The 15,538-nt window shown below is 73.6% G+C and carries 14 protein-coding genes; 11 read left to right on the top strand and 3 right to left on the bottom strand.

Going from position 1 to position 15,538, the window contains the following annotated elements:
- Positions 1–46 precede the first annotated feature (46 nt).
- From ACZ6O5_RS21785 to ACZ6O5_RS21765, 5 genes are all read left to right on the top strand, one after another.
- Positions 47–565, top strand: a complete 519-nt coding sequence (locus ACZ6O5_RS21785; RefSeq protein WP_465979613.1) for a MarR family winged helix-turn-helix transcriptional regulator — start codon at positions 47–49, stop codon at positions 563–565.
- 2 nt (positions 566–567) lie between these two features.
- On the top strand, positions 568–2,223 hold the full coding sequence (locus tag ACZ6O5_RS21780; RefSeq protein WP_465979611.1) for a CocE/NonD family hydrolase: 1,656 nt from the start codon (positions 568–570) through the stop codon (positions 2,221–2,223).
- Positions 2,224–2,390: 167 nt separating this feature from the next.
- Positions 2,391–3,299, top strand: a complete 909-nt coding sequence (locus tag ACZ6O5_RS21775) for a hypothetical protein (RefSeq protein ID WP_465979609.1) — start codon at positions 2,391–2,393, stop codon at positions 3,297–3,299.
- Between the two features lie 93 nt (positions 3,300–3,392).
- Positions 3,393–3,968 (top strand): ArsR/SmtB family transcription factor, encoded by a 576-nt coding sequence (locus ACZ6O5_RS21770; RefSeq protein ID WP_465979607.1) that lies wholly within the window; start codon positions 3,393–3,395, stop codon positions 3,966–3,968.
- Positions 3,965–5,242, top strand: a complete 1,278-nt coding sequence (locus tag ACZ6O5_RS21765; protein ID WP_465979605.1) for an MFS transporter — start codon at positions 3,965–3,967, stop codon at positions 5,240–5,242. The genes ACZ6O5_RS21770 and ACZ6O5_RS21765 overlap by 4 nt, the downstream gene beginning before the upstream one ends.
- Positions 5,243–5,292: 50 nt before the next feature.
- Here ACZ6O5_RS21765 and ACZ6O5_RS21760 read toward each other — a convergent pair whose 3' ends face one another.
- Positions 5,293–5,496, bottom strand: a complete 204-nt coding sequence (locus ACZ6O5_RS21760) for a cold-shock protein (RefSeq protein ID WP_091059998.1) — start codon at positions 5,494–5,496, stop codon at positions 5,293–5,295.
- 179 nt (positions 5,497–5,675) lie between these two features.
- On the opposite strand from ACZ6O5_RS21760, the gene ACZ6O5_RS21755 reads away from it, so the two are divergent.
- Positions 5,676–6,350: a class I SAM-dependent methyltransferase gene (locus ACZ6O5_RS21755; protein WP_465979603.1), complete on the top strand. Its 675-nt coding sequence runs from the start codon at positions 5,676–5,678 to the stop codon at positions 6,348–6,350.
- A gap of 91 nt (positions 6,351–6,441) precedes the next feature.
- Complete coding sequence (locus ACZ6O5_RS21750) at positions 6,442–6,609, top strand: hypothetical protein (protein WP_465979601.1); 168 nt, start codon at positions 6,442–6,444, stop codon at positions 6,607–6,609.
- A gap of 49 nt (positions 6,610–6,658) precedes the next feature.
- Here ACZ6O5_RS21750 and ACZ6O5_RS21745 read toward each other — a convergent pair whose 3' ends face one another.
- Both ACZ6O5_RS21745 and ACZ6O5_RS21740 read right to left on the bottom strand, forming a co-directional pair.
- Entirely contained in the window at positions 6,659–7,312 is a 654-nt protein-coding gene (locus ACZ6O5_RS21745) for an MBL fold metallo-hydrolase (RefSeq protein WP_465979599.1), read from the bottom strand.
- 8 nt (positions 7,313–7,320) lie between these two features.
- Positions 7,321–8,037 (bottom strand): maleylpyruvate isomerase family mycothiol-dependent enzyme, encoded by a 717-nt coding sequence (locus ACZ6O5_RS21740; RefSeq protein ID WP_465979598.1) that lies wholly within the window; start codon positions 8,035–8,037, stop codon positions 7,321–7,323.
- A 187-nt stretch (positions 8,038–8,224) separates the two neighbouring features.
- Between ACZ6O5_RS21740 and rsgA the strand changes: the two genes are divergently transcribed.
- From rsgA to uvrC, 4 genes are all read left to right on the top strand, one after another.
- Positions 8,225–9,304 carry a ribosome small subunit-dependent GTPase A gene (gene rsgA / locus ACZ6O5_RS21735; RefSeq protein WP_465979596.1) on the top strand — a complete coding sequence of 360 codons (1,080 nt, stop codon included), beginning with the start codon at positions 8,225–8,227 and terminating at the stop codon, positions 9,302–9,304.
- 154 nt (positions 9,305–9,458) lie between these two features.
- Positions 9,459–12,401, top strand: coding sequence for an excinuclease ABC subunit UvrA (gene uvrA / locus ACZ6O5_RS21730; protein WP_465979594.1), 2,943 nt, complete (start codon positions 9,459–9,461; stop codon positions 12,399–12,401).
- Between the two features lie 201 nt (positions 12,402–12,602).
- Positions 12,603–13,088 carry a Rieske (2Fe-2S) protein gene (locus ACZ6O5_RS21725; protein WP_465979592.1) on the top strand — a complete coding sequence of 162 codons (486 nt, stop codon included), beginning with the start codon at positions 12,603–12,605 and terminating at the stop codon, positions 13,086–13,088.
- Between the two features lie 76 nt (positions 13,089–13,164).
- Positions 13,165–15,102: an excinuclease ABC subunit UvrC gene (gene uvrC / locus ACZ6O5_RS21720; RefSeq protein ID WP_465979590.1), complete on the top strand. Its 1,938-nt coding sequence runs from the start codon at positions 13,165–13,167 to the stop codon at positions 15,100–15,102.
- Positions 15,103–15,538: the final 436 nt, after the last annotated feature.

Raw genomic sequence — 15,538 nt, 5'->3', positions numbered from 1 at the left:
GCAAGCCGGACCGAGGGGATGGCGGCGAGCGGTGACGGGGCACGGCATGTACCGGCGACGGAGCGACCCGCGGGGGCGCATGGTCGCGGAGATCACCAACGACCTGCGTCGTTACTCGGTGGACGCCCAGCACGTCGGGCACGCGTTCGCCGGGCTGCACGGGTTGAACCCCACCGACCTCCAGGCGCTGATCGCGGTGATGGAGGCCGAGCTGGTGGGCGAGCCGATCACCCCCGGCCGCCTCGGCGAGATGCTCAACCTCTCCTCCGGCTCGGTGACCGCGCTCGTCGACCGGCTGGAGCGCGTGGGTCACATCCGGCGCGACCGGGACACCACCGACCGCCGCAAGATCCTGCTGCACTACGCCGACCGTGGCGCGACGCTGGCGCAGAGCTTCTTCGGCCCGCTGGGCCGGCGCACCGACCAGGTGATGGACCGGTTCACCGACGAGGAGCTGGCCGTGGTGCACCGGTTCATGGGCGAGATGGTGCACAGCATGCGGGCGCACCGCGACGAGGTGCGCGCCGCCCGCGGCACCGCCACCGAACCGTCCGGCGACCGCTGACCGTGCGGCTCGTCACCCGGCTCGCCGCGGCCGCGCTGCGCCTGCCCGCCGCCCGCGCCGGCCGGGTCACCGTCACCCGGGACGCCCCGGTGCGGGTCCGCGACGGAATCACCCTGCGCACCGACCACTACGCGCCGGACCTGCCGGGCGCGGCCTGCGTGCTGATCCGCACCCCGTACGGGCGGGGTGGCCCGATGCGGCTGCTCGGTCGCCTGGTCGCCGAACGCGGTCACCACGTGGTGATCCAGTCCTGCCGTGGCACGTACGGCTCCGGCGGCGAGTTCGACCCACTGGTGCACGAGCGCGACGACGGCCTGGACACGCTCGACTGGCTGCGCCGCCAGCCCTGGTGGACCGGCGTGTTCGGCATGTTCGGCGCCAGCTACCAGGGCTTCGTGCAGTGGGCGGTGGCCGCCGAGGCCGGTGACGAGCTGCGCGCGATGGTCGCCGTGGTGACCGCCTCGGCCACCCGCGACTCGACGTACGCGGGCGAGTCGTTCGCGCTGGACACGGTGCTCACCTGGGCGGAGCTGCTCCAGGCGCAGACCGTGCCCTGGCTGGCCCGGCAGTGGGAACTCAAGCGCGGCCAGCCCCGGCTCGTCCGGGCGCTGGCCCACCTGCCGCTGGTCGAGGCGGACCGGGTGGCCACCGGCGTGACCGTGCCGTTCTTCCAGGAGTGGCTGCGCCACCACACGCCGGGCGCGGACTACTGGCGGGCCCGGGTCTTCGGCGACCGGATCACCGAGGTGCGGGCGCCGGTCGTCATGGTCAGCGGCTGGCAGGACATCTTCCTCCCGGCCCAGCTCGACGACTACGCCCGGCTGCGCGCCGCCGGCGCCCGGCCACGGCTGACCGTCGGCCCGTGGACCCACGGCAGCCCGGGTCTGCTGGTCGCGGCGCTGCGCGAAGGGCTGGACTGGTTCGACGAGCACCTGGCCGGCCGACCGGCGTCCCCCGGCGCGGAGGCGGCGCGCGCGCCGGTGCGGGTGCACGTGGGCGGCGTCGGGGGCGGGTGGCGTGACCTGCCCGACTGGCCGCCGCCCGGCCCGCCGACGCGCTGGCACCTGCGTCCCGGCGGTGGTCTGTCGCCCGCCCCGCCGGTGGGCGGCCCGCCGGACCGGATCCGGTACGACCCGGCCGATCCGACCCCGTCGCTGGGCGGCCCGCTGCTGGTGGCCCAGCGGGCGGGCGCGGTGGACAACCGGCCGGTGGAGTCCCGCGCGGACGTGCTGACCTACACCGGCGAGCCGCTCGACGAACCGGTCGAGGTGATCGGGCCGGTGCACGCCGAGATCCACCTGCGTAGCGAGCTGTCCTACCTGGACGTGTTCGTGCGGCTGTGCGACGTGGACCGGCGCGGCCGGTCCTGGAACGTCTGCGACGGCCTGGTCCGCGTCGAACCGGGCCGGTTCCCGGCCGGCGCGTCGGGCGTGGTGCGGGTGCCGGTCACGCTCTGGCCGACCGCGTACCGGTTCGCGCCGGGGCACCGGCTGCGCCTCCAGGTCTCCGGCGGCGCCCACCCGCGCTGGGCGCGTAATCCCGGCACCGGGGAACCGCTCGGCACCGCTGTCACGCTGCGTGCGGGATGGCGCGAGGTGGTGCACGATCCCGAGCGTCCCTCGGTGTTGCTGCTCCCGGTCGCGCGGCTCGACGGATAGTCAGCAATAACGTCTTTGAGCTGGGCATTCCTCCCAGCGAGGGATAGACTTCCCGCAAGTGCCCGTTGCTGTGCAGCCATCCGGCAGGGGGCGCGTCCGCAGATCTCAATCCATCACACGTAGTGATGGCCGCTCCCTTGCCGACATCGCTCGAAAGGGGATCCGCCATGACGTCGGCTCCGGCGAACCTGCTGGCCGTCCGCAGCCTGCTACTCACCTACCTCAACGTCGACAAGAACGTCGTCCGGGATCAGGATCTCGAGCCGGCGGAGGTCGGCATCGTCGGTGATCCCAGCCACCGGGGCGGCTACCACTGCGGCTCGGACCGGGTGGTGACCAACGACTACTCGGTGGTGGAGTCCACCCGGGACCGTTCCGGGCTGACCCTGTACGCGTCCGCGTTGGACGTCGGCACGTTCTCGGTCCGCTCCGGCGGCGCCACCCACACGGTGCGCACGTTCTCCACCTGGCTGGTGGCGCAGTGCGCGGCGAACGCGGCCGACACCCGGGACATCCGGGAGGTCATCTACTCCGCGGACGGCCGCACCGTGCGGCGCTGGGACCGGCTGGGCCGGCGCACGAGCGGCGACAGCAGCCACCTGTACCACACCCACATCAGCTTCTTCCGCGACTCGACCAGGGCGGGCCGGGACCAGACCCCGCTGTTCCGCCGCTACCTCACCGCCATCGGGCTGATCGCCCCAGCGACACCGGAGGACGACATGGAACAGACCGACAAGCTCGTCGGGAACACCGGCTCGACCAGCCGTACGGTCGGCGACGTGCTGGCCGACCTGCAGAACCTGCGTAACTGGCTGATCTCGCCGGCCAACACGGTCGGGTTGGTCAACCCGCCGCTGGCGAACTCCCCGCTCCAGCAGATGCTGGCGATGCTGCAGGAGTGGCCGGCGCTCGTGGCGCAGGTGACCGAGCTGTCCGGCAGGGACCTCACCGACGAGCAGCAGATCGTCACCGGCGTGCTCGCCGGGCTGCCGCCGGAGAGGATCGCCGAGGCCATTCCGCCGCAGATCGCCCGCGACGTCGCCGACGAGTTGTCCCGGCGGCTGACCGCCTGACCGTCCGCGCCGCGACGACTGCCGCGTCGCGGCGCCGGGGCATTCGGCAACAGTCATTGCGCAACATCTCTTGCGAATGTCAGACTCGGCCGCATGGACCAACCCACCGTGCGCCAGGTCACCGACTCGCGGGTGCTCGCCGCGCTCGCCCATCCGCTGCGCCGCCGCCTCATGGACGTGCTCAAGGTGTACGGCCCGTGCACCGTCGGCCTGCTCGCCGAGCGCACCGACCAGGCCCCGGCGAACGTCAGCCACCACCTGAAGGTGCTGGCCGCCGCCGACCTGCTGGTCGAGGCGCCCGAGCTGGCCCGCGACCGGCGGGAACGCTGGTGGAAGCTGCGGAGCAGAGGCGTGCGGTGGTCCGAGTCCGACTTCGACGCCGACCCGTCCACCCGGGTCGTGGCCGACGCGGCCGGCTCGCTCAACCTGGAGCGGCACACCGCCCTGGTGCGGGCCTGGCACGCCGCCGCCGACGAGACGCACGCCGCCTGGGGCGACGCCCCGTTCAGCACCGACCACTGGCTGCGGCTGACGCCGGACGAGCTGGCCGAGCTGAGCCGCGAGGTGATCGCGCTGTTCAGCCGCTGGGCCGACCGTCCGGCCCCCGACGACGGGCAGCGCCGCGAGCCGGTCTTCGTGTTCACCCACGGCGTCCCGGCCCGGCCGTGACCGCCCCGGCCGGCGCCTCCGCGCCGCCCGCGGTCGCGCCGTCCGGCGGCCTGTTCCGGCACCGCGACTTCCGGCTGCTCTGGACCGGCCACACCATCAGCGCGGTGGGCAGCAACATGACCGCCGTGGCGTTGCCGCTGGTCGCCGTGGCGGTGCTCGACGCCAGCACGTTCCAGGTGGCGGTGCTGACCGCCGCCGCCTGGCTGCCCTGGCTGCTGGCCGGCCTGCCGGTCGGAGCGTGGGTCGACCGGGTCCGTCGTCGGCCCGTGATGATCGCCGCCGACCTGGTCGCCGCCGCGTTGTTCGCCAGCCTCCCGGTCGCCGCGCTGCTCGACCTGCTCACCGTCGGGCACCTGCTGGTCGTGGCGCTCGGCGCCGGCCTGGCCCGGGTCTTCTTCGAGACCGCCGACCAGGTCTACCTGCCCACCCTGCTGCCGCCCGAGCAGGTGCCGCCGGCCAACGCCCGGCTGCACGCCACCCAGACCGCGAGCTACCTGCTCGGCCCCGGACTGGCCGGGCTGATCGCCCAGCTCGCCGGCGCGGTGACCGCGGTGGCGCTGGACGCGGTGAGCTTCCTGGCGTCCGCGCTGTGCCTGCACCGCATCCGCGCGGTCGAGCCACACCCGCGCCGGGCCGCCGGGGCGGCGTCCCTGCGCCGGGACGTGGCCGACGGACTGCGCTTCGTCGCCCGGGATCCGTACCTGCGGGTGCTGACCGTCTTCGGCGCGGCGAGCAACATCGGGCTCACCGGCTACCAGGCGGTGCTGGTCGTCTTCCTGGTCCGCTCGGCCGGGCTGCCGGCCGGCCTGGTCGGCCTCCTGATCGGCCTGGCCAGCGTCGGCGGGGTCGTCGGCGCGGCGCTGGCCGCCCGGCTGGCCCGGCGGCTCGGCACCGCCCGCGCGCTGCTGCTCGCCGGCGCGCTCACCGGGCCGCCCGCGCTGCTGATCCCACTCGCCGGCCCGGGCGCGCGGGTGGCCTGGCTGGTGCTCGGCGGCGCGCTGGTGAGCCTGGGCGTCGCGGTCGGCAACGTGGTCAAGGGCAGCTTCCGGCAGACGTACACGCCGCACCGGCTGCTCGGCCGCGTCACCGTGAGCATGCACCTGCTCAACTACGGCACCATCCCGCTCGCCGCGCTGGTCGCCGGCGGGGTGGGCGCCGCCTGGGGGCCGGGAGGCGCGATCCGGCTGATGACCGCCTGGCTGGCGCTCACCCCGTTGATCCTGCTGATCGGGCCGCTGCGCCGGCGACGTGAGCTGCCGGCGGCACCCGCCTGACGACGCGCTGCGGCGGCGGTCGGAGCCCGACCGCCGCCACCGGCACTACGTCACATCGGACGGACGTTGTCCGCCTGCGGGCCCTTCTGGCCCTGCGTCACCTCGAACTCGACCTTCTGGCCCTCGTTCAGCTCGCGGTAGCCACCGCTCTGGATGGCCGAGTAGTGGACGAACACGTCCGGGCCTCCGCCGTCCTGCTCGATGAAGCCGAAGCCCTTTTCCGAGTTGAACCACTTGACCGTGCCGGTTGCCATGCGTCTCTCCCTGTTCAATGCGGGTGAGCACCGACCCGCGGTCGGTGATCGCCCCTGTACCTCCTCGACAGTAACCGCCCGAACCCGGATCCGCTGGCGGAAGTGCCGGCGTGGCTCACGAATACCTGCGAACCGGAAACCCTCCCCGACCCGACCCGGGGCACGGCATGCTTGCCCGGATGAGCACAACAACGGCGCTGGCCGACCTGGAACGGGAGATCACGGCGCCCGGTGCGGGCCCCGACCGCCTGCGTCTGGTGGCCACGCCGTTCGTGCCCGAGGTGCGGCTGCACCTGGCCGAGGACGCCATCCTGTGGTGGGCGCGGATGGAGGCCGCCGCCGGGCGGTCGCTGCCGCCGCCGTACTGGGCCTCGGTCTGGGCCGGTGGGCAGGCGCTGGCCCGGCACCTGCTCGACCATCCCGAACTCGCCGCCGGGCGGCGCGTGCTCGACCTGGGCGCCGGGTCCGGGCTGGTCGCCATCGCCGCCGCGCTCGCCGGCGCCGACCGGGTGGTCGCCAACGACGTCGACCCGTACGCGGTGGCCGCCGTCACCGTCAACGCGCGGGCGAACCGGGTCCGGGTGGCGGTCGACAGCGACGACCTGCTCGACGGGGTGGCCGGCGTCGACCTGCTGGTCGCCGGCGACGCCCTCTACGACGCCGAGCTGGCCGCGCGGGTGCTGCCCTACCTGCGACGTAGCGCGGACCGGGGCGTCGAGGTGCTGGTCGGCGACCCGGACCGGGGCCATCTGCCGCCGGCCGGGCTGGAACTGGTGGCCAGCTACCCGGTGCCCACCACCGAGCCCTCGGTCGACTCCCCGGTACGCCGGGTCCAGGTGCTGCGCCCCCGCTGACCCCTCGGGGATCATCCGGAGGGGACCTCCGGGGCGGCTGGGGGATCACGCCCGATGCGCCGGTTGGCCGGCCGGGCATAGCGTGCTCGGCATGACGGCCCCGCTCACCCGGCTCGGGCACCTGCCCACCACCGCGCTGACGGGGCTGCCGGGCGTGGTGATGCTCGCCGACGGCGTACCCCTGCTCGGGGTGCTGGTGCCCGGCGACGCCGCGGCCCGGCCGGCGGTCGGCGTGGCCCGGCCGGCGGCGGCGCGGTGACCGGCTGACCGGGTCCGGCCGCCACGGGGGAGGCCGGACCCGGCGCGGGTCACCAGCCGCGCGCCCGCCACTGCGGCACCGCGGGCCGCTCGGCGCCGAGCGTGCTGTCCTTGCCGTGACCCGGGTAGAACCAGGTCTCGTCCGGCAGCCGGTCGAAGAGCTTCGCCTCGACGTCGTCGATGAGCCGGCCGAACCGCTCCGGGTCCTGGTCGGTGTTGCCGACGCCACCGGGGAAGAGCGAGTCCCCGGTGAAGAGGTGCGGGGCGCCGGACGGGTCGCGGTGGAGCAGCGCGATCGACCCCGGCGTGTGCCCGCGCAGGTGGATCACCTCCAGCTCGCAGTCGCCGACCCGGACCGTGTCGCCCTCGTGCAGCGGCTCGGCGGCGATCGGCAGGCCCTCGGCGTCGTCGGCGTGCACCAGCGCGCGGGCGCCGGTCTTCGCGACCACCTCCTCCAGCGCGACCCAGTGGTCCATGTGCCGGTGGGTGGTCACCACCGTCGCCAGCCCGCCGTCGCCGACCAGCTCCAGCAGCCGGGGCGCCTCGTTGGCGGCGTCGATCAGCGCCTGCTCGCCGGTGGCGCGGCAGCGCAGCAGGTAGGCGTTGTTGTCCATCGGGCCCACCGACAGCTTGGTCACGGTGAGCCGGTCGAGTTCGCGCACGGCCGGCGGGCCGCCGGGCGTGACGTCTCCGGTGTAGGTCATGACGGGGTTCAGATCCATTCCGGTGGGTTCGGCAGGGGGCCGTCGGGATCGACGGTGAGCAGCTCGCCCGTGCCCCGGCCGGTCAGCCAGGCGGCGAGTTCCGGCGCGGGGCCGGTGATCGTGGGCGCGCCCTCGGGGTCGCCCACGACGAGGTCGCGCGCCGGGCCGTCGGGCCGCAGCAGCATGGCCGGTGCGGTCGGGTCGTCGGCCAGCCCGGTGGCCACCTCGTGCAGCAGCCGCTGGGCGAACGCCTCCGGCCAGTCCGCCGGCCGGTAGCCGGCAGCCAGGTCGACGTGGTGCACCTCGATCTCGCGCAGCCGGGCCCAGACCAGCAGCGCCGCCGGCCACGGGCCGCGCCGGGTCCGCACCGTGGCGCCCCACGCCCCGGGCGGCATCTCCGCCACCGCCACGTCGAAGCGCTGGCCGCTGCGACGCAGGTCGTCCAGCAGGTCGGCCGGGCCGCGCCCGGCGCCCGCCTCGATGTCGGCGTTCCGCGCCTCGACCGAGGCGTACATCGGGATGTCCGCGCCGGTGCGCGCGGCGGTGAGCAGGTTGACGAACCCGTCGGCGTTGCGGGCCAGGTGGGTGAGCACGTGCGCGCGGGTCCACCCCGGCAGCAGCGACGGCGCCGCGACGTCCGCGGCGGCCAGGGCGGTCACGGTACGCAGCAGCCGGTCGTTCGCCTCGGCCAGCTCGCCGGTCAGCAGCAGGGGGTCAGTCGTCATCGGGTTCGACAGTAGCGGCCCGGCCCGCGCCGCGCCGCCGGGGAAATCGCTTTCGGCGCGTCGCCGCGCGTCCTACCGTCGGGGCCGACGGCTTCACGCCGTGACGCCGGGAGTCGGAGGGAGGTGGTGCGCATGCCGGTCCCCGCGCGTGTGTCCGCCCTGATCCCACGACCCCGATGAGGACGCCATGACCCTCGACCTGACCGCCCTCGGCTGGGACGCCGACTGGGCGACCCACCTCGATCGACGCGCCGACCACCGACCCGGGCGGGTGGCCCGGGTGGACCGCGGCGTGTGCACCGTGCTGCGCCCGGACGGGCCGGTACGGGCGAGCCTCGGCGGCGGCGTGCTCGCCGCCGCGGCCCGCGACCTGACCGCGTTGCCCTGCGCCGGTGACTGGGTGCTGCTGGCCACCTGGCCGGACGGCCCGGTCACCGTGGAGGCGGTGCTGCCCCGGCGCACCGCGCTGGTGCGGCGCACCGCCGGCAAGGACGCCAGCGGCCAGGTGCTGGCCGCCAACCTCGACACCGCCGCGGTGATCGAGGCGGTGCACCCGGCGCCGGACGCCGCCCGGATCGAGCGCCTGCTCTCCCTCGTCCACGAGTCCGGCGCCGAGCCGCTGGTGGTGCTCACCAAGGCCGACCTGGCCGCCGACCCGGCCGCGGTGGCCCGGCAGCTCGCCGAGCTGGCCCCGGGGGTGCCGGTGCTGCCGGTCAGCGCCGAGCGCGGCACCGGCCTGGCGCCGCTGCGCCGGCACGTCGCGCCGGGGCGCACGCTGGGCCTGCTCGGCCCGTCCGGGGCGGGCAAGTCGAGCCTGGTCAACGCGTTGGCCGGGGCGGCCGTGATGCCCACCCAGGCGATCCGCCGGGTCGACGGCAAGGGCCGGCACACCACCACCTGGCGGGCGCTGGTGCCGGTCCCGGGCGGGGGCGCGGTGCTGGACACTCCCGGCGTCCGGGCGGTCGGCCTGCTGGACGGCGCCACCGGCCTGGACCGGGCGTTCACCGACATCGCCGAGCTGGCCACCGGCTGCCGGTACGCCGACTGTGCACACGACGCCGAGCCGGCCTGCGCGGTGCGGGACGCGCTGGACAGCGGCGCGCTGCCGGCCCGCCGTTGGGAGAGCTGGCGCCGGTTGCAGCGGGAGCTGGCGTTCGAGAGCGGTCGCCGCGCGGCCCGGGTGGCCGCCGAGCGGCGGGGCGGCTGGCGCGGTGGGCGGCGACGCACCGGGCGTCCGGCGACGCCGCCCACTCCCGGCGCACTCTGAACTGGGGGAATGTCCGCGCACCGGAAGTTGTCACACCTCGGGGCTAGAGTTGTCGAGGCGCTTTCCCTGCGCCTCGACAACTCTGAAATCCACCCAGACCCGTCGTCTGGTGAACAGATCCGCCTCACATTCTTCTTCCGGGAGCACACGCACCGTGGCCGACCGTCTGATCATCCGTGGCGCGCGCGAGCACAACCTGCGTGACGTCAGTCTCGACCTGCCCCGGGACGCCCTGATCGTCTTCACCGGGCTCTCCGGCTCGGGCAAGTCCAGCCTGGCGTTCGACACCATCTTCGCCGAGGGGCAGCGCCGTTACGTCGAGTCACTGTCGTCGTACGCCCGGCAGTTCCTCGGCCAGATGGACAAGCCCGACGTCGACTTCATCGAGGGCCTCAGCCCCGCCGTCTCCATCGACCAGAAGTCCACCTCGCGCAACCCGCGCTCCACCGTCGGCACCATCACCGAGGTCTACGACTACCTCCGGCTGCTCTTCGCCCGCATCGGCGAGCCGCACTGCCCGGTCTGCGGCGAGCGGATCTCCAGGCAGAGCCCGCAGCAGATCGTCGACCGGGTCCTCGCGATGCCCGAGGGCACCAAGTTCATGGTGCTCGCGCCGGTGGTGCGGGGTCGCAAGGGCGAGTACGTCGACCTCTTCGCCGAACTCCAGGCCAAGGGCTACGCCCGGGCCCGGGTCGACGGCGTGGTGCACCCGCTGACCGAGCCGCCGAAGCTCAAGAAGCAGGAGAAGCACACCATCGAGGTGGTCATCGACCGGCTCAGCGTGAAGCGGAGCGCCAAGCAGCGGCTGACCGACTCGGTCGAGGCCGCGCTCGGCCTCTCCGACGGCCTGGTGCTGCTCGACTTCGTCGACCTGGCCGAGGACGACCCGGCCCGGGAGCGCCGCTACTCCGAGCACCTGGCCTGCCCGAACGACCACCCGCTCGCGATCGAGGACCTGGAACCCCGGGTCTTCTCCTTCAACGCGCCCTACGGTGCCTGCCCCGAGTGCACCGGCCTGGGCACCAAGAAGGAGGTCGACCCCGAGCTGATCATCCCGGACCCGGAGCGCACGCTGCGCGAGGGCGCGATCCAGCCCTGGGCCACCGGGCACAACCTGGAATACTTCCTGCGCCTGCTGGAGGCGCTCGGCGAGAGCCAGCACTTCGACGTCGACACGCCGTGGCGCGCGCTGCCGTCGCGGGCGCAGAAGACGATCCTGCACGGCTCCGACGACCAGGTGCACGTCCGCTACCGCAACAAGTACGGTCGCGAGCGCTCCTACTACACCGGCTTCGAGGGCGTGGTGCAGTGGATCGAGCGCCGGCACACCGACACCGAGTCCGAGTGGTCCCGCGACAAGTACGAGGGGTACATGCGGGACGTGCCGTGCGCGGCCTGCGGCGGCGCCCGGCTCAAGCCGGAGGTGCTCGCGGTCACGCTGGCCGGCAAGAGCATCGCCGAGGTCTGCAACCTCTCCGTGGGCGAGGCGGCCGACCTGCTCGCCGGCATCGAGTTGACCGACCGGCAGAAGATGATCGCCGAGCGCGTGCTCAAGGAGATCAACGCCCGGCTGAAGTTCCTGCTCGACGTCGGTCTGGACTACCTCTCCCTGGACCGGCCGGCGGGCACGCTCTCCGGCGGCGAGGCGCAGCGCATCCGGCTCGCCACCCAGATCGGCTCCGGTCTGGTCGGCGTGCTCTACGTGCTCGACGAGCCGTCGATCGGCCTGCACCAGCGGGACAACCACCGGCTCATCGAGACGCTGCTGCGGCTGCGCGGCCTGGGCAACACGCTGATCGTGGTCGAGCACGACGAGGACACCATCCGGGTGGCCGACTGGATCGTCGACATCGGCCCGGGCGCGGGCGAGCACGGCGGCAAGATCGTGCACAGCGGCTCGGTGCCGGCGCTGCTCGACAACGAGGAGTCGGTCACCGGCGCCTACCTGGCCGGTCGCCGGGCCATCCCGACGCCGGCCACCCGCCGTCCGCAGACGCCGGGCCGGGAGCTGGTGGTGCACGGCGCCCGCGAGCACAACCTGCGCAACCTCACCGTCAGCTTCCCGCTCGGCCAGCTCATCGCGGTCACCGGGGTCAGCGGCTCGGGCAAGTCGACGCTTGTCAACGACATCCTCTACACGGTCCTCGCCAACCAGATCAACGGCGCCCGGCTGGTGCCCGGCCGGCACACCCGGATCACCGGCCTGGAGCACGTGGACAAGGTCGTCGGCGTGGACCAGTCACCGATCGGGCGCACCCCGCGCTCCAACCCGGCCACCTACACCGGCGTCTGGGACCACGTCCGCAAGCTCTTCGCCGAGACCACCGAGGCCAAGGTCCGGGGGTACGGTCCGGGCCGGTTCTCGTTCAACGTCAAGGGCGGGCGCTGCGAGGCGTGTTCCGGCGACGGCACCATCAAGATCGAGATGAACTTCCTGCCGGACGTCTACGTCCCCTGCGAGGTGTGCAAGGGCGCACGGTACAACCGCGAGACGCTCGAGGTGCACTACAAGGGCCGCACGGTCGCCGAGGTGCTGGACATGCCGATCGAGGAGGCGGCCGAGTTCTTCTCCGCCATCCCGGCCATCCACCGGCACCTCAAGACGCTCGTCGACGTCGGCCTGGGCTACGTGCGTCTCGGCCAGCCCGCGCCGACGCTCTCCGGCGGCGAGGCGCAGCGTGTGAAGCTCGCCTCCGAGCTGCAGAAGCGCTCCACCGGGCGGACGGTCTACGTGCTCGACGAGCCCACCACCGGTCTGCACTTCGAGGACATCCGCAAGCTGCTCATGGTGCTGGAGGGCCTGGTCGACAAGGGCAACACGGTGATCACGATCGAGCACAACCTGGACGTGATCAAGACGGCCGACTGGCTCATCGACATGGGTCCGGAGGGCGGTCACCGGGGCGGCACGGTGCTCGCCACCGGCACCCCGGAGGAGGTCGCCGAGGTGCCCGAGAGCCACACCGGCGAGTTCCTGCGGCCGATCCTCAAGCTGGCCGGCGACGCCAAGGGCGCCAAGGCGGCCACCACCCGGGCGGCCAAGGCCAACGGCGCCGCCAAGTCGCGGGCCCGTAAGGTGCCGGCGGGGGCACGCTGACCGTCGCGTACGCACGGACGGGCCGGACCCGGCCCGTCCGTGCCGGCCGACGCGGGCCCGGTCGGGCCGCCACGGCTGGCCCGGCCGCGGATATACGCGGTTCGTGACGCGCCGGTATGAACCGCGCGCCACCCTGGTGCGTGTACCGCAGTGTGGCCACGGATCATGAACCGGTGGCGACAGCCGAGAGAGAGGCCGGAGATGACTGACGACCAGGTGCCGACCGGACCGGTCACCCAGAGCCGCCGGGCCCTGCTCGCGGGCGCCGGCGCGGTCGGCGCGGCCGTGGTGCTGGCGGGCTGCGGCGACGACGACGCCACCCCGGGAGCGGCCCCGACCAGCGGCGGACCGCCCGGCGCCAGCGCCACCGGCGACGCCGGCGACGGCAACCGGGACAGCAGCGGTCCGCTGGCCCGCACCACCGACATCCCGGTCGGCGGCGGCGCGGTGTACGCCAGCAAGGGCGTGGTGATCACCCAGCCCGAGGCGGGCCAGTTCAAGGGCTTCGACCCGATCTGCACGCACCAGGGCTGCCCGGTGTCGAACGTCGACGGCGGCACCATCAACTGCACCTGCCACAACAGCCGGTTCTCGATCAGCGACGGGTCGGTGAAGGCGGGCCCGGCCACGAAGCCGCTCGCGGCCAAGGAGATCAAGGTCAGCGGCGACCAGATCACGCTGGCCTGACCGGGCGTCGCGCCCCCGCCGGCCGGGCGGGGCGCGGCGACGGTGGGGTGTCGGGGGTGCGGACTACGCTTGGCGCGTGGCTGACCCCTCGACCTACCGTCCCGCGACCGGCACCATCCCGGAGTCACCAGGGGTCTACCGGTTCCGCGACGGCACCGGCCGGGTGATCTACGTGGGCAAGGCGCGCAACCTGCGCAGCCGGCTCAACTCCTACTTCGCCGATCCGGTCAACCTGCACCAGCGCACCCGGCAGATGGTCTTCACCGCCGAGTCGGTCGACTGGATCACCGTCGCCACCGAGGTGGAGGCGCTCCAGCAGGAATACACCTGGATCAAGCAGTACGACCCGAGGTTCAACGTCCGCTACCGCGACGACAAGTCCTACCCCTACCTCGCGGTCACGCTCGACGAGGAATACCCGCGCCTCCAGGTGATGCGCGGCGCGAAGCGCAAGGGGGTCCGCTACTTCGGGCCGTACTCGCACGCCTGGGCCATCCGCGAGACGCTCGACCTGCTGCTCCGGGTCTTCCCGGCCCGCACCTGCTCCTCCGGGGTGTTCAAGCGGGCCGGCCAGGTCGGCCGGCCCTGCCTACTGGGTTACATCGGCAAGTGCTCGGCGCCGTGCGTCGGCACCGTCACCGCCGAACGGCACCGGGAGATCGTCACCGGCTTCTGCGACTTCATGGCCGGCCGGACCGACACCATGGTCCGCCGGCTGGAGAAGGAGATGCTCGACGCCAGCGAGCAGTTGGAGTTCGAGCGCGCCGCCCGGTTGCGCGACGACGTGGCCGCGCTGCGCCGGGCCATGGAGAAGCAGACTGTGGTGCTCGGCGACGGCACCGACGCCGACGTGGTGGCGTTCGCCGACGACCCCCTCGAAGCCGCGGTGCAGGTCTTCCACGTCCGCGACGGCCGGGTGCGCGGCCAGCGCGGCTGGGTGGTGGAGAAGACCGAGGAGCTGACCACCGGCGACCTCGTGCACCACTTCTGCACCCAGGTCTACGGCGGTGAGCAGGGCGAGGCCGACGTCCCACGGGAGCTGCTCGTCCCCGAGCTGCCCGGTGACGCCGACGCGCTCGCCGACTGGCTCTCCACCCGCCGGGGGAGCCGGGTCTCGCTGCGGGTGCCCCAGCGCGGCGACAAGCGGTCGTTGCTGGAGACCGTCGAGCGCAACGCGAAGGACGCGTTGACCCGGCACAAGCTCAAGCGCGCCGGTGACCTGACCACCCGCGGTCAGGCTCTCGACGAGATCGCCGACGCGCTCGACATGCGGACGTCGCCGTTGCGCATCGAGTGTTTCGACGTCTCCCAGATCCAGGGCACCGACGTGGTCGCCAGCATGGTGGTGTTCGAGGACGGGCTGCCCCGCAAGAACGAGTACCGCCGGTTCATCGTGCGCGGCGCCACCGACGACCTGTCCGCCATGTCCGAGGTGCTGCGCCGGCGCTTCGCCCGCTATCTCGACGCCCGCGCCGAGACCGGGGAGCTGGGTGAGGAGACCGCCGCCGACCCCGACCGCCCCGGCATCGACCCGACCACCGGGCGACCGCGCCGGTTCGCGTACCCGCCGCAGCTCGTGGTGGTCGACGGCGGACCGCCGCAGGTGGCCGCCGCCGCGAAGGCCCTCGCCGAGCTGGGCATCGACGACGTGGCGTTGTGCGGGCTGGCCAAGCGGCTGGAGGAGGTCTGGCTGCCCGACGACGAGTTCCCGGTGATCCTGCCGCGCACCTCGGAGGCGCTCTACCTGCTGCAACGGGTCCGCGACGAGGCCCACCGCTTCGCCATCACGTTCCACCGCCAGCGGCGCTCCAAGCGGATGACCGAGTCGGCGCTCGACAAGGTCCCCGGCCTGGGCGAGGTCCGTCGCAAGGCGTTGCTGCGGCACTTCGGCTCGCTGAAGCGGCTGTCCGGGGCCACGGTCGAGGAGATCACCGAGGTGCCCGGCGTCGGCAGACGTACCGCCGAGGCGATCCTCGCCGCCCTCGACAGCGACCCCGCCACCACCCCGTCCTGACCGGCCGCCCTCCCCACAGCCTGTTGATCAAGGGGTTGACGTCACCGCGGCGGGCCGCTGGGACACCAACCCCTTGATCGCCGCCGCACCCCGCCCGTGTCCGGGTCGGCCCCACCTGTGCCCGGCTCGCCCACCCGGGCCTCCGGTGATCATGAAGTTGGCTGCCGTGCCGTCGGCGTGTCGGCCCGCCAACTCCATGATCGACGGGATGAACGGGTGGGGGTGTGGATGCCTGCCCGGCATATTCTTGCTTTATGGGATGATTGTTCCGAATGACGGGAACGGTGGAGATCTTGGTGCGTTTCGGCCCCCGGAGGGGCCGTTCGGTACCAAGATCTCCTAGCGTTCGCCTCGGGCAGGCTTCCCCGGGGGTTGTCTGGGGTGGGTGTCGGGTTTGGGTTGGTGTGGGGTGGTCGGGGTCACCGGCTCGGGGGAA

The sequence above is a fragment of the Micromonospora sp. NPDC049201 genome, assembly GCF_055586805.1.
The sequence above is the reverse complement of the archived record's forward strand: the minus strand, read 5'-3'. Positions and strand labels throughout refer to the sequence as shown.